At 43.3% G+C, this 16,905-nt stretch carries 2 protein-coding genes; both read left to right on the top strand.

Going from position 1 to position 16,905, the window contains the following annotated elements:
• The first annotated feature begins 39 nt into the window (after window positions 1–39).
• Window positions 40–13,563: an amino acid adenylation domain-containing protein gene (locus R8G66_19490; GenBank protein MDW3194571.1), complete on the top strand. Its 13,524-nt coding sequence runs from the start codon at window positions 40–42 to the stop codon at window positions 13,561–13,563.
• A 185-nt stretch (window positions 13,564–13,748) separates the two neighbouring features.
• Window positions 13,749–16,817: a cyclic peptide export ABC transporter gene (locus tag R8G66_19485; GenBank protein MDW3194570.1), complete on the top strand. Its 3,069-nt coding sequence runs from the start codon at window positions 13,749–13,751 to the stop codon at window positions 16,815–16,817.
• The last annotated feature ends 88 nt before the right edge of the window (window positions 16,818–16,905 follow it).

Genomic DNA, 16,905 nt, shown 5'->3' with positions numbered 1-16,905 from the left:
AGTTTGTTGACCATAAACCAATAGGGAACCAAGATTATTATGAAGGTCATTCTTAGCAGATTACGTAAGCTGAAAATAGAACTTAGTGTAGAGGAAGGAAAGTTGAAAATAAATGCTCCTCCCGGAGTAATGACCAAAGATTTACTTGATGAAATAAAGGGTCACAAAGAAAAACTTGTACAATATATTCAAGCGGTAAATCAAAGGTCATACAAACATATCTCACCTGCTGAATCGAAAGAAAATTATGTGCTTTCATCGGCCCAGAAGAGATTATACTTTCTTCATCAATTTGAACCGGACGCTCTAACCTATAATATGCCTCAGGTAGTGAAGCTTGAAGGAGCGTTGGATAAGGATCGACTGGAAGATGCCTTCAAGAAACTGGTATCCCGACATGAGAGCTTACGGACATCCTTTGATTCGATTGACGGAGAACCAGTACAGAAGATAGTAGATCAGTTAGATTTCCGATTAGAACATTATCATTCAGATGCAGAGGGAGAGCCACAGGTGATCAAAGACTTCATCCGTCCGTTTGATCTGACTGAAGCTCCATTGGTCCGAGTTGGGTTGATCACCTTGTCATCCGATGAAACACAAATAGCGTCCGTGCTTATGGTCGATATGCACCACATCGTCACGGACGGGGTTTCACAAGGAATTTTGATTAGGGATTTCATGTCCTTATACAATGGAGAGGTATTATCTCCTGTTCGTTTACACTACAAGGATTATGCGGTATGGCAGCAAGCCGAATCACAACAATCCGCATTGTCACAACATCGAACCTTTTGGCTGGAGGAATATTCCGACCTGCCCCCAGCTCTGGAGTTACCCTATGACCATAAAAGGCCACTGGTGAAGAATCACCAGGGGGGTAACTTGCGTTTTGTCATAGCAGAAGAACAAACCGCTCGACTAAAATCCATAGCCGAATCAGAAGGTGCAACGCTGTTTATGCTGATGCTTTCACTCTACAATATCCTGTTGAGCAAGCTAAGTAACCAGGAAGATATTGTGATTGGCACTCCAACGTCTGGTCGTCAGCATGCCGATGTGGATCATATGATCGGGATGTTCGTTAACACACTGGCACTGCGCAACTATCCCAAAGGAACGATGAGTTTCATGGAATTCTTATCGGCAGTACAATCCGGGACTTTAGCCAGTTTTGATCACCAGGGCTATCAATACGAGGAGTTGGTTGATGAACTGAAAATAGAACGAGATACCAGTCGTAACCCGTTGTTTGATGTCATGTTTTCCTTTCAAAACTTCGAAGAGTCCTCTCTTGAAATGCCGGGGTTGAAATTAGCCTCTCAGAACAGCGGTCATACAGTGTCCAAGTTTGATTTGACATTGTCGATATCGGAAAATGTTGAACAGCTCTATTTAAATTTCGAGTATTCCACTGAATTGTTCGAAAAGGAAACTATTGAAAGGTTCAATACCTACTTTGTAAGGATAGTGGAGCAAGTCGTTTCAAACCCTGAAATATCATTGTCTGACATAGAGATCATCAGCGAGCAGGAACGACATCAAATACTGGAAGAGTTCAATAATACAGTTGTTGATTATCCACATGGCAAAACAGTCATAGAGCTGTTCGAAGAGCAGGTTGAGAATACTCCGAACGAGATAGCCATCGTATTTAATGGCGAAAAGCTTCTCTACCGTGATTTAAATGAAAAAGCCAATAGCTTGTCCGTTGCTCTCAGAGAATTGGGAGCCCGGCCAAATGATATCATTGCTATTTTGCTGGATCAAACGCCTGAGATGGTCATCGCAATACTGGCTATTCTTAAATCCGGAGCAGCTTTTCTTCCCATAGACTCTGAATACCCCAAAGAACGGATAGATTATATTTTAAAAGACAGTGCTCCCCGGTTAATACTCTCGACCTCATCTCTGGGAAAGCGTACCGGCATTGAGGAGGATTTCCTGGATGTTCAGAGGACAGCCTTTTTTCAAGGTTCCTCTGCAAATCCTGATCCGGTTATTACAGGATCAGACCTGGCTTATATTATCTATACTTCAGGCAGTACAGGTACGCCCAAAGGGACCATGATCGAACACCAATCACTGGTTAATCTTTGCCATTGGCACAATGATTATTATCAGGTGAGCCATTTGGATAATAGTACAAAATATGCCGGAGTTGGATTTGATGCTACGGTATGGGAGTTGTTTCCCTACCTGGTTAAAGGTGCCTGCATCCACATCATTGACAAATCGATCAGAACGGATGTTAATAAACTCAATGAATATTTTGAGTTACATCATATCACCATATCCTTTTTACCTACACAGGTGTGTGAGCAGTTTGTCAGATTAAAGAACAACTCACTAAGATACCTGCTTACCGGTGGCGATAAATTGACATCTATTGAGGATGCTAGCTATAAACTTGTTAACAATTACGGACCTACAGAAAATACAGTGGTCACGACCAGTTTTGAGGTTAATGAGGCCACACCGGAAATTCCTATCGGGAAACCGATTTCCAACCATGAAGTATACATCCTGGATAGCTATGGTAAATTATTACCTACACGTGTAAACGGTGAGTTGTGCATTGGTGGGGTGGGGTTGGCCAGAGGCTACTTGAACCGTGATGCACTTACGGAAGCCAAATTTGTTGAGAATCCTTTTCGTCCCGGTGAGCGGATGTATAAAACCGGAGACCTTGCCCATTGGCTGCCAGACGGAAATATAGCATTCATAGGCAGGATAGACGACCAGGTACAGATCAGGGGTTACCGGATAGAACTGGGAGAGATAGAACATCAACTCACGGGTCATGATCACGTGCAAGAGACGGTAGTTTTAGCCAAAGAGAAAGAGGGAGAAACCTACCTTGTGGCCTACTATGTATCGGAAAAAGCAGAGGAACCATCCGTCTTCAGGAATTTCCTGTCAAAGAAGCTACCTGACTACATGGTCCCAGGTTATTATGTTCATCTGGACAAGCTTCCTTTGAATGCTAATGGGAAAGTAGACAAAAGAGCATTACCTGAACCGGAGATCGAGGTTGGTGAAGATTTTATAGCACCTGCAAATACCACGGAAGAGCAGCTGGTAGCGCTATGGAGTGAAGTATTAAAGCTTGATAAGGAAGTGATCAGTGTGACCCGAAGTTTCTTTGAACTGGGCGGTCATTCCCTTCGAGCGAACGTACTGGTCAATAAGATCTTTAAGGCTTTGTCCGTGGAGGTGCCGCTAAAAGCCGTATTCCAGTATCAGGACATCCGTAGTTTGAGTCAGTACATCAGTGAGGCAAAAAAGACCATCTACCAACCGATAGCACCTGCAACTGTGCAGGCGTATTATCCACTGTCTTCGGCGCAGCATCGCATGTACTTCCTTTATCAGTTCGAACCGGACGCGCTGACCTATAACATGCCCCAGGTGGCAAGACTGGAAGGGGAACTGGACAAAGAACGCCTGGACCTGGCACTTAAAAAACTAGTTGCCCGTCATGAGAGCTTACGGACCTCTTTTGCCTTACAAGGCGACGAACCCGTTCAGAGGATAACCGACCAGGCAGATTTCCATCTGGAATACTACCAGTCGGACGAAAGGGGAGTGCAGCAGGTGATCGATAAGTTCATTCGTCCATTTGATCTATCTAAGTCACCCTTGATCAGGGTGGGATTGATTTCGGTTGCCGGGGATTCCGACGGAGAGGCTAACACCCATATTTTGATGGTAGACCTTCACCACATCATCACCGACGGAGTTTCCCAGGGAGTTTTGATCAGGGATTTCATGTCCCATTACAGTGGAGAGGAATTGTCTCCTGTGCGTTTACACTACAAAGACTATGCGGTGTGGCAGCAAGCCGAAGCACAACAATCCACTTTATCGCGACAAAAAGCTTTCTGGCTGGAAGAATATTCCGAAATGCCCCCAGTTCTGGAGCTACCCTGTGATCACAAGAGGCCTTTGGTGAAGAATCATCAGGGCGGCAACTTGAGCTTTGTCATAGATGCAGAACAGACCGCACAACTAAAATCGATAGCCGAATCAGAAGGTGCCACCCTGTTTATGCTGATGCTTTCGCTCTACAATATTCTACTGGGCAAGCTGAGTAACCAGGAAGACATTGTGATTGGCACACCTACTGCTGGTCGTCAACATATGGATGTAGACAACATGATCGGAATGTTTGTCAATACACTGGTTCTTCGGAATTATCCCAAAGGGACGATGAATTTCAAGGAATTCTTATCTGCAGTTCGATCAAAGACCCTGGCCTGTTTTGATCAGCAAGGCTTCCAGTATGAGGAGTTGATCGATGAATTGAGTATAGATCGTGATACTAGTCGTAATCCGCTCTTTGATGTGATGTTTTCCTATCAAAACTTTGAGGAGTCGACACTTGAAATACCCGGATTGAAACTAAAATCATTGAACAGTGATCAAAGTATCTCCAAGTTTGATCTGACATTGACGGTATCAGAAACTGTTGAACGACTCCAGTTGAATTTTGATTATTCAACTGAATTATTCGAAAAGGAAACCATTGAAAAGTTTGTTGCTTACCTTAAAAACATTGTAGCAACTGTTATTTCTGATGCTGATGTAAAACTCTCAGCTATAGAATTCCTTCCTGAAGCAGAAGAGCACCAATTATTAGATCAATACAATAACACTGAGGCATATTATCCTCGGGAAGAAACCCTCGTATCTCTGTTTGAGAAGCAGGTTAATGCTACACCCGAAAAAACGGCTTTATCTTATTATAAAGAGAAGGTTACCTACCGGGAGCTAAATCAAAGAGCCAACCAGCTGGCGCATTATCTTAGAAATAAAGGATTGAAACCGGGAAGCACTGCAGGCCTTATGTTGGACAGGTCAGTGGAGATGATCATTGGCATATTAGGGATTCTTAAAGCGGGAGGCGCTTATTTGCCTCTAGATACAAGTCATCCGGAAACAAGGCTAGAGGGAATGCTGAAAGAGGCCCGGGCGCTATGCTTGCTGACAGATAGTGAAAGAGGGAAGGTATATGGAAAATATATAGATGTTGTTGATGTAAATGATCGTGAAATTTCTGGCGAGAGCAGGAAGGAAATACAATCTTCGGTTTCACCTCTTGGAATCGCCTATATCATTTACACTTCCGGTTCCACAGGCCGCCCAAAAGGTGTTGAGGTCAGGCATCAATCTGTAGTAAACTACATCTACTCACAGAAGAAAATGTTGGGCATGAGGGAAGAGGAGAAAATACTTCAATTCTCCACCATAAGCTTCGATCCGTCAGTTGAACAAATCTGGTTAGCCTTATTGAATGGCTACGCACTTGTGCTCACGGACAAAGAGACAATCAATGACCCTGCTAAATTTAGTGATTACATCATAAGCCATGGAGTAACTCATCTGCATGCTACTCCGTCATTTTTGCAGGCTATCACATTCAATAATTCCAACAACCTAAGACGAATCATTTCCGGAGGGGAACCTTGTTCCGTGAAACTGGCTAAGAGGTTTATTGGAGGATATGATTTTTTCAATAAATACGGGCCTACTGAAGCTACTATTTCTTCAGTAAGTTGTAAAGTGTCTGAAGGTATGGTTGATGATGGGATTGTCCCCATAGGCAAGCCCATTGACAATACCAAAGTCTATATTCTTGACAACAGTCAGCGCTTACTAGCAAAAGGAGTCGCTGGAGAACTGTACATATCCGGAGATGGTTTGGCCAGGGGATATGTGAACGATGAGGACTTGACAAAGGAGAAATTTGTTGAGAATCCTTTTCATTCCGGTGTGCGGATGTACAAGACAGGGGATCTGGCCCGCTGGCTTCCCGACGGGAATCTTGAGTTTTTGGGCCGTGTTGACGATCAGGTAAAAGTCAGGGGCTTTAGGATAGAACCGGGCGAGATAGCACACCAGTTGGTCAGTCACAATGAGATAAAAGAGGGTGTAGTTTTAGCCAAAGAGAAAGAGGGAGAGAACTACCTGGTGGCTTATTATGTGTCAGAAGAAACTCAGGAACCATCCGTATTAAGGAATTATCTCTCAGAGAGATTGCCTGACTATATGGTTCCCGGTTATTATGTGCATCTGGACAAGCTTCCTTTGAATGCCAATGGTAAGACAGATAAAAAAGCATTACCCGAACCGGAAATCGAAGCTGGTGAAGACTATGTATATGCTTCAAATGAAACGGAAGAGCAACTGGTAGCGCTATGGAGCGAGGTACTAAAGCTTGATAAGGAAGTGATCAGTGTGACCCGAAGCTTCTTTGAATTGGGAGGTCATTCCCTACGGGCTACCGTACTGGCCAATAAGATATTCAAAGCTTTGTCGGTGGAAGTGCCTCTAAAAGTCATCTTCCAACATCAGGATATCCGTAGTTTGAGTCAGTACATCAGTGAGGCAAAAAAGACCAACTATCAATCCATAGAACCTGCAGCAAAGCAGGAATACTATCCCTTATCATCGGCGCAACGCCGGATGTATTTCCTTTACCAGTTTGAACCGGAGGCGCTGGCTTATAATATGCCTCAGGTGGTGAGGCTTGAAGGAGCGTTGGATAAGGATCGATTGGAAGAAGCCTTTAAGAAACTAGTATCCCGACATGAGAATTTACGGACCTCTTTTGTCCTACGTGGAGAGGAGCCTGTCCAGAGAATATCCGGCCAGGTTGATTTCCATTTGGAACATTACCAGTCGGACGAAGTAGGAGTGCAAGAGGTAATCACAAGGTTCATTCGTCCCTTTGACTTGTCTATGGCTCCCTTGCTCAGGGTAGGACTGATTTCAGTACCGAATGATTCCGCTGGAGAGGCTTCGGCGCACATTTTAATGGTAGACCTTCACCACATCATCACCGACGGTGTTGCCCAGGGCCTTTTGATCAAGGATTTTATGTCCCTGTATAATGGAGAGGACTTAACTCCTGTGCGTTTACACTACAAGGACTATACGGTATGGCAACAGGCCGAAGCACAACAATCCGCTTTGGCAGAACAAAAGGCTTTCTGGCTGAATGAATATTCCGAAACACCCCCAGTCCTGGAGTTGCCCTATGACCATAAAAGGCCCCTCGTGAAGAATCATCGTGGGGGCAATTTGAGTTTTGTCTTAGAAGAAGAACAGACCGCTCAATTGAAATCGATAGCCGAATCAGAAGGAGCTACCCTGTTTATGCTGATGCTTTCGATCTATAATATCCTCTTGAGTAAACTGAGCAACCAGGAAGACATTGTGATTGGAACCCCCACAGCTGGTCGTCAGCATGCTGATGTGGACAACATGATCGGGATGTTTGTCAATACGCTGGCCTTAAGGAATTATCCTAAAGGCGAGATGAGTTTCAGGGAATTCTTATCGGAAGTACAATCCGGGACGTTGGCTTGTTTTGATCATCAGGGCTATCAATACGAGGAGTTGATCGATGAGCTAAAAATTGCACGTGATACCAGTCGTAACCCGCTGTTTGATGTCCTGTTTTCTTATCAAAACTTTGAAGAGTCCACTCTGCAGATGCCTGGATTGAAATTAGCCTCCGTAAAAAGTGGTCATAGTATCTCTAAGTTTGATCTGACCTTGACCGTATCGGAAAGCGTCAAGCGACTCTATTTGGATTTCGAGTATTCCTCGGAATTATTCGAAAAACATACCATTGAAAGGTTCAATACCTACCTGGAAAAGATTGTGGAGCAAGTAGTTTCAAACCCGGAGACCTTGCTGTCTGACATAGCAATAATAACTGAACCAGAGAGACAACAAATACTGACGGAATTTAACGATACGATAGCGGAATATCCGAAGGACAAAACCGTCATTGATTTGTTTGAATTGCAGGTAGAGAAGACTCCTGACAAGACAGCCTTGATTTTTGAGGAGGAATCGTTGAGTTATGCATCGTTTCAGGGTAGCGTAAACCGAATGGCCGGAATGCTTATCCAGAGCGGAGTTAACCAGGGAGATCTTGTGGCGATCATGTGCGATCGCTCATTTGATATGATGGTAGGAATCTTTGGTATTCTCAAATCAGGGGCGGCCTATTTGCCAATTGATCCCAATTATCCTCAATCAAGAATTGATTACATCCTTCAGGATAGTGGTGCAACCCGGCTGCTTGTCTCAACTGATTTTGAAGGTGAGGTTAAAGAATCGGTAGAGATTGTATTCATAGACCCGTCAAACAATACGTCAACAGATGCTGCAATAATAGAAAGCAGGGCCAGACCGGAAGAGCTTGCCTACGTAATATACACTTCCGGAAGTACGGGGAATCCAAAAGGCGTCATGGTGGAGCATGGGTCATTAATGAACAGGCTTCACTGGATGAACCGGAAGTATCCGATTGGAGAACAGGATGTTCTTATACAAAAAACACCCATTACATTCGATGTGTCAGTATGGGAGCTGTTTTGGTGGTCGCAGCAGGGAGCAGCCTTGTGTTTGTTACAGCCGGGTGGAGAGAAGGCCCCGGATATATTAACTAAAACAATATCCGACCACAAAGTAAGTACCATGCACTTTGTGCCCTCCATGCTACAAGCTTTTTTAGGCTATTTTGAAAGTAGGGGCGATATCTCTCACCTTCACTCATTACGTCAAGTATTTTGTAGTGGAGAAGCCCTGAAATTGGCGCATGCTGAGCACTTCAAAAAACTACTTTATGAGGCCAATCGAACCAGGTTGATTAATTTGTATGGCCCCACAGAAGCAACCATTGATGTATCATACTACAATATCGGTGATGAAATAAGCCATGATACAATCCCGATAGGAAAGCCGATAGATAACATCAATCTTTATGTTCTGGACAAATCCAATTCTCTGCAACCAGTAGGAATACATGGTGAGTTGTGCATAGGAGGGATTGGGTTATCACGAGGTTACTTAAATAATGAAAAATTAACCAGAGCTAAATTCATAGAGAGTTCCTTTAAGTCTGGCGATAGAATATACCGCACTGGCGACCTTGCCCGGTGGCTACCGGACGGAAACCTGGAGTTTTTGGGCAGGATAGACGACCAGGTGAAGATCCGGGGGTTCCGGATAGAACTGGGAGAAATAGAACATCATCTCACTGATCATCATAAAGTGACAGAGACGGTGGTGTTAGCCCAAGAGAAAGACGAAGAAAAATACCTGGTGGCCTATTATGTATCCGAAGAAGCCCTGGAATCCTCCGGCTTTAGGAATTACCTGTCAGAAAGGATGCCCGACTATATGGTTCCCGACTATTTCGTGCATTTGGACAAGCTTCCATTGACGGCAAATGGGAAAATAGACAGAAAGACCCTGCCGGCTCCTAAGATTGAAGCCGGGGACGATTATCTGGCCCCTTCGAATGAAACAGAAGAACAGCTGGTAGCGCTATGGAGCGAGGTATTAAAGCTTGATAAAGAAGTGATCAGTGTGACCCAAAGCTTCTTTGAGCTGGGAGGTCATTCCCTGCGGGCGACAGTACTGGTCAATAAGATTTTTAAGGTGTTGTCCGTAGAAGTGCCGCTAAAGGTCATCTTCCAACATCAGGACATCCGTAGTTTGAGTCAGTACATCATTGATGCAAAAAAGACCAGTTATCAATCCATAACACCTGCAGCAAAGCGGGAATACTATCCCTTATCATCGGCACAACGCCGAATACACTTCCTCTACCAGTTTGAACCGCACGCGCTGACCTATAATATGCCCCAGGTGGTAAGTCTGGAAGGGAAACTGGATAAAGAACGTCTTGAACAGGCATTTAAAGAACTGGTTGCCCGTCATGAGAGTTTACGGACTTCCTTTGTCTTGCAGGGCGACGAACCTGTCCAGCGTATAACCGACCAGATTGATTTCCATCTGGAACACTACCAGTCAGGCGAAGCGGGAGTACAGGAGGTAATCACCAGGTTCATTCGCCCCTTTGACTTGTCTTTGGCACCCTTGATCAGGGTGGGATTGATTTCGGTAGCGGAGGATTCCGACGAAGAAGCTGCGACCCATATTTTAATGGTAGACCTTCATCACATCATTACCGATGGCGTTTCCCAAGGGGTTTTGACCAGGGATTTCATGTCCCTTTACGGTGGAGAGGAATTATCTCCCGTGCATTTACACTACAAAGACTATGCGGTATGGCAACAGGCCGAAGCGCAACAATCCGCATTGTCGCAACAAAAAGCATTCTGGCTAGAAGAATATTCCGGCCTGCCCCCGGTCCTTGAGTTACCGTATGACCGCAAAAGACCTCTGGTGAAGAATCACCGGGGTGGCAATTTGGGATTTGTCATAGAAGAAAAGCAAACTTCTCAATTGAAATCGATAGCCGAATCAGAAGGAGCTACTCTGTTTATGCTGATGCTTTCGATCTACAATATCCTGTTGAGCAAGTTAAGCAACCAGGAAGACATTGTGATTGGAACCCCCACAGCCGGTCGTCAGCATGCTGATGTTGATGACATGATCGGGATGTTCGTCAACACCATGGCCCTTCGCAACTATCCCAATGGAACGATGAGTTTCAGGGAGTTTTTGTCGGCAGTCCAATCCGGGACGTTGGCCTGTTTTGATCACCAGGGCTATCAATACGAGGAGCTGGTTGATGAACTGAAAATAGCACGCGATACCAGTCGTAACCCACTGTTTGATGTCATGTTTGCCTATCAAAACTTTGAAGAGTCCTCTCTGCAGATGCCTGGATTGAAGTTAGCGGCTCAGAACAGCGGTCATAGTATCTCCAAGTTTGATATGACATTGACAGTATCAGAAAACGTTGAACAGCTTCATTTAAATTTCGAGTATTCCAGTGAATTATTCGAAAAACACACGATTGAACGATTCAACACCTACTTTCTAAGGATAGTGGAGCAAGTCGTTTCAAACCCTGAAACAGCATTATCCGACATAGTGATCATCAATGAGCAGGAAAGGCTTCAAATACTGGAAGTATTTAATGATACTAAAGTTGATTATTCGAAAGGAAAAACCGCCCTGACTTTGTTCAAAGAGCAGGTGATACAACACCCTGACAGGACGGCATTGGTATTTGAAGGGACAACACTAACCTATCAGGAACTCGATCAGAAAAGTAATGGCCTGGCTTCGTATTTGATAGAAAGAGGTATTGGTCAGGGAAGTATCGTTGGGCTAATGACGCAGAAGTCACCCAGTTTGGTCATAGGGATTTTGGGAATTCTAAAAGCCGGAGGTGCCTACCTGCCCATTGACACTGATCTTCCTAATGGACGAAAAGAATACCTGCTTAAGGATAGCGGGGCAAATGCTTTGTTAGTCACAAAAGAATTAGAAGGTAATCTTGAATGCACAATTCCGACGTTTTTCGTAGAAGATGCTGAAAATCTTACTGAGGTAAAAGAAGTAGAAAATAGGATTACGGCTTCTGATCTATGCTATGTTATCTATACTTCAGGTTCTACTGGCAAACCGAAAGGTGTCATGATAGAACATGGCGCTTTGATCAATTACGTTGGTTGGGCCTCTGATTACTATCTCGATGGAGAAGACGCAACTTTTGGATTGTATACATCAGTTTCTTTTGATTTAACAGTCACATCGATTTTCACCCCCCTGATTTCCGGTAATCAGATTATTATCTACCAAGAGCAGCAAAGTGGCCTGGTGGTAGAAAGAATGCTCAGAGAAGGTGAAGTAAGTGTTTTGAAACTCACCCCCTCACATCTAAAAATCCTAAATGACAGTGATGTCTTACCAGCCTCTAGTAAAATAAGAAAGCTAGTCGTAGGAGGCGAGGAGTTGGAGACCTCCCTGGCCCAGTCAATTCATAGCAAGTTTGAGGGAAAGGTTGAAATATATAATGAATACGGCCCTACCGAAGCCACAGTAGGCTGTATGATCCATCGCTTTGTCCCTGATGAGCAATTACAGTCGGTTCCGATAGGACACCCTGTAAATAATACACAGATATACATTCTGGACAGTTATTTAAGACCGGTTCCTGTCGGCATCCAGGGAGAACTGTATGTCTCAGGATTGGGAGTTGCCAGAGGTTACGTAAATAATGAAGCGTTGACCGACCAACGCTTTTTGGCCAACCCATTCGTGGAGGGAACCAAGATGTACAGAACCGGTGATTTGGTACAAATGCTTGATAATGGAACGATCCTATATAAGGGACGAATAGATGATCAGGTAAAAATCCGAGGTTACAGGATAGAATTGGGAGAAATTGAGCACCAATTGTCAACCTATGATCTGGTAAAAGAAGCCGTAGCGGTTGTCAGAGACATTGATAATGAAGAAGAGAAATATCTGGTTGGCTATTATTTATCTGATGAGAAATTGGATGAGTCAGCATTGAAGGAATACCTGTCAGAAAGATTGCCGGAATATATGTTGCCATCATTCTATGTCCATTTAAAAGAATGGCCACTGACTAGCAACGGCAAACTGGATAAGAAAGCCTTGCCGGATCCTAAGATCGAAGCAGGTGAAGATTATAGGGCTCCGTCGAATGAAGTGGAAGAGCGCCTGGTGGAGCTATGGAGCGAGGTATTAAAACTCGATCAGGAAGTAATCAGTGTAACCAGGAGTTTCTTTGAGCTGGGTGGCCATTCACTAAGGGCTACCGTATTAGTGAATAAGGTTTTACGGTCCTTCGGAGTTGAAATTCCTTTGATTGACTTTTTCTCTAAGCCGACAATCAAAGCCCTGGCGCTTAAAATTGATAAAAATAGTGGTGAAGTATCCAAGAAGAGTGACTTGTTAACCTTGCTAAGTCAGTACCACAGTGCTCAAAGCAACTTGTTCATGATCCACGATGGTAGTGGGGATGTTCAGGGTTATTTTGAACTTGTTAAACTAATAAAAGATATCAATTGCTGGGGTTTGAGAAGTGAGACACTCCATCATATTGCACCTCGGAATATAAGCATAGAGGAAGTTGCTACACGCTATATCGAGGCAATGAAGGAGATACAATCAGAAGGTCCCTATTCTATCCTGGGTTGGAGTTTGGGTGGAGTGATCGCCTATGAGATTGCTCATCAACTAGAATCAAGAGGAGAAGTGGTGGATAAAATAGTCATGATAGATTCCCATTTTTCTTTGCATACTTCAAATGGCTGGGAGCCGTCATTTTCGTTAGGAGGGGAAAGGGAACTTCTTCATAAAGGTTTAGCTCATTCGATCGAAGAATTAGAAAGTGCAAAGACCATTGAAGAGCTTTGGCTCAAGACAGTGGACTCTTTCGAGAAGCGGGAAGAAAAAGGCGAAGAGATCAGAAAGTTAGTTCCCGAAGATTTTTGGTCGCTTATACCTCACTTTAATGAAATTGACATCAGAAGTATGATGTACTATCTCAATACCATCCGAACTCTGCAGCGTGCAGCTCTCAGGTTTCAACCAATTGAAAAATTGCAAACCAGACTGGTTTATATCCGTGCGACCGAGTCAGCTTTTGATGTTCGTTCATTGTCAACGTATTTCGAGACTAAAGTAACCTTTGAGGAGGTTGAAGGAGATCACTTTTCTATTCTTCAGCAACCAGGTGTTCAGGGGCTGGCAAAACTGGTTGAGGAAAACATCCAAAGCCCAGAATCAAACTTAGTAGATGCGGGTATTTGATTCTCCATGTGATACATGAGTAGTCAAAAAAAAATGAACGTTTGATCATATGGTGTTCATATGAAAACGGATCACATAGTTGTTAAGGGAATAAATAGGCTCATTGCGTCCACAGAGCCTTAGAGAAACATGATGTCGCAGAAATGTACTTTTTGAGTCAACCACTAAAAATAGAACTAAAGAAGATGGGTTTTAAAAGTCTTGTAGTAAATGCTTTAATTTTTGTGCTTTTGGTCAGCTGTCATTTTTCTGTTTCACAAGAGATTGATAAAGACTTTTTATTGAAGGTTGAGCAGGAAGTAGAAAAATTAATGGAACAAGGGGACATTCCGGGGTTGAGTCTTGTAATCATAAAAGGTGACCGGCAGTTCACAAAAAATTACGGGTATTCCGACCTGAAAAACCAAGTACCTGTTAATTCCAATACACTGTATGAGATAGGGTCTTGTAGCAAAGCGTTTACAGCCCTGGCAGTTACCAACCTGGAACTGCAGGGCAGAATTAATTTAGATGATAAGGTATCCGACTACCTTCCCTGGTTCAGGGTAAGTTTTGAAGACGCTGCGGCAGTCATCACCATTAGACAATTGTTGCATCATACCAGTGGCATTCCCTGGGAAACCATTGCTAAAATACCGGCAACCAATGCCCCCGATGCCCTTGAACGGACTGTCCGGATGTTGATCGGGCAGGAGTTGAACGAACCACCCGGAAAAGAGTTCAAGTATGCTACCATCAACTACGATGTTTTGGCGCTTATTGTTCAGGTTGTGACCGGTCAGCCCTTTGAAGAATATGTGCAGATAAATATCATTGATCAACTCCAGTTGAACAGTACAACCATCGGAGAACCCAAAGACAGTACCATACTATCGAAAGGATATAAAATAGGCTTCTTTGCAGCAAAAGAATATGAAGCCCCTGTATATAAAGGAAACAATGCTGCAGGGTATGTAATATCAAACGTCAAGGACATCACCAGGTGGGTAAAATTCCAAATGGGAATGATCGATACAGAGCTATACGAGGCCGCTAAAGTCACACATCAACGGGATGAAACAGTGGCGCTTCATGGCATGTCATCCTATGCAAGAGGATGGAATGTTGCCCTTGATGGCACGGGAGAAATTTATCATGGAGGTTTGAACCCGAACTATACTTCCTACATCACATTTCGTCCCAATGAAAAGCTGGCAATCGCCATACTTGCCAACTCTAATAGCAACTACACCGCTTTTATGGGCAATAAACTAATGAAGTTATTAGCTGGCGAAGAAATTGAACGAGAACTGGACCCAGGTGATGGGAACGATAAGACTTATTCAAGCATCTCAATTGCTCTTGTGATTTACATCATGGTCGTCATTTCATTTTTGCTGCTGATCGTCGTTGATGTCGTGAAAAGAAGGAGATCGTTGCAAGGAATATCCCTGGTAGATTTCGGTAGGTTTGCCAAATCATTCATTCTTATTTTGCCTTTCTTGTTGGGGCTTTACCTGCTTCCTAAAGCCATCGCTGGATTCACATGGGAAGCTATTTTGGTATGGACTCCTGCGAGCTTTACGGTACTGATCGGTGCCATTTTAGCCGCAATAGCCTTCACATATTTTGCATTTTTGATCAGTTTATGTTTTCCAGAAAAAAATGAATATAAGAGAAAAGCACCCCAGATACTACTAATAAGCATCCTTTCGGGACTTTCAAATGTAGCTGTCATTATCATGGTGACCTCAGCCATTAATTCAGAAACAGAAATAGAATACCTGATTTTTTATTACGGACTCATAATAGGCCTCTATCTGGCTGGTCGACGGTTTGTTCAGGTTAACCTAATCAAATTTACCAGGGGATTGGTATACGATTTGAGGATAAAGTTGATTCACAAAATATTCTCAACTTCTTATGACAAATTTGAGAAGATGGATCGCGGTAGGGTCTATACCGCTTTAAATGATGATGTCAATACCATTGGCCGGTCAACAAATCTGTTTGTTTCATTGGCGACTAGCATTATTACCGCGATAGGAGCTTTTCTTTATTTGGCATCAATTGCTTTTTGGGCGACGATACTCACCATTTCATTGATCGCTACGCTATCTACCATTTACTATTTTGCAGTTCAAAGCACCAATATTTATTTTGAAGAGGCCCGCGATTCTCGAAATGTCTTCATGCGTTTGGTCAATGGCATGATCGATGGGTTTAAGGAGATCAGTTTACATCGCAATAAAAAATTGGAATATAAGGAAGACGTAGCTGCGAGCGCTCGAGAATACAAGGAAAAAATATCTACGGCAGATATTCGTTTTGTCAATGCTTTTTTGGTAGGAGAATCCTTGCTGGTAATACTCTTGGGAGTCGTTTCCATAGGAATGTCGGAACTGTTTCCTAACATACAGTGGTATGCTGTAATGAGTTTTGTAATCGTTCTGCTGTATTTGATTGGGCCTATCAATGGTATTTTGGGTAGTGTCCCCGCCTTGATGACTTTGAGAATAGCCTGGAGGCGCATCCATCAATTCCTCAGTGAGATACCGGCTAACTTGGACCTTGACCTTGTCCCTGAACCATTATTTAACAGGATAGATCATCTGGAAGCGAAGGGAATAGAATATCAATTTGAAAATGAGGAAGGGGACAAAAACGGCTTCAGAGTTGGCCCCATCGACCTGGAAGTTAGCAGCGGTGAAATATTGTTCATCATAGGCGGGAACGGAAGTGGGAAAACAACGCTTGCTAAGCTAATTACGGGTCTTTATCAACCGGACAAAGGCCATTTATCAATCAATAATACCGCTTTAAAAAATTCACAATTAAGCGAATATTATTCAACGGTATTTAGTCCGTCTTATCTTTTTGAAAAATTGTATGACTGTGATATAAAAGACAGAGAAAACGAAATTAAACAATACCTTAATACGCTTGATCTGGAGGATAAAGTTGAGATTATCGATAACCACTATAGTACGATCAAGCTCTCAGGTGGGCAGCGAAAAAGATTAGCATTGCTGCAATGCTATATTGAAAATTCCCCTATTTATTTGTTTGACGAGTGGGCCGCAGATCAAGATCCCGAATACCGTAATTTTTTCTATCGAACACTTTTGCCGGAGATGAAAAAGCTTGGTAAAATCGTCATTGCTATTACCCATGATGATCATTATTTCGATGTAGCGGATAAGGTATTGAAAATGAACAGGGGTAAGCTCGAAGTTCATTCAGGTGAGAATTTATGGAATACAGTAGAGCTTTAATCTCTGGTATCAGATATTCTCAATTTTGATAGTACTCGCTGCTAGATCAGATCGATCATGTACTATCCGGCATTTCAAAACATACACA

It is taken from the genome of Cytophagales bacterium (assembly GCA_033344775.1).
In the GTDB taxonomy this organism is placed as follows: Bacteria; Bacteroidota; Bacteroidia; order Cytophagales; family Cyclobacteriaceae; genus JAWPMT01.
The sequence above is the reverse complement of the archived record's forward strand: the minus strand, read 5'-3'. Positions and strand labels throughout refer to the sequence as shown.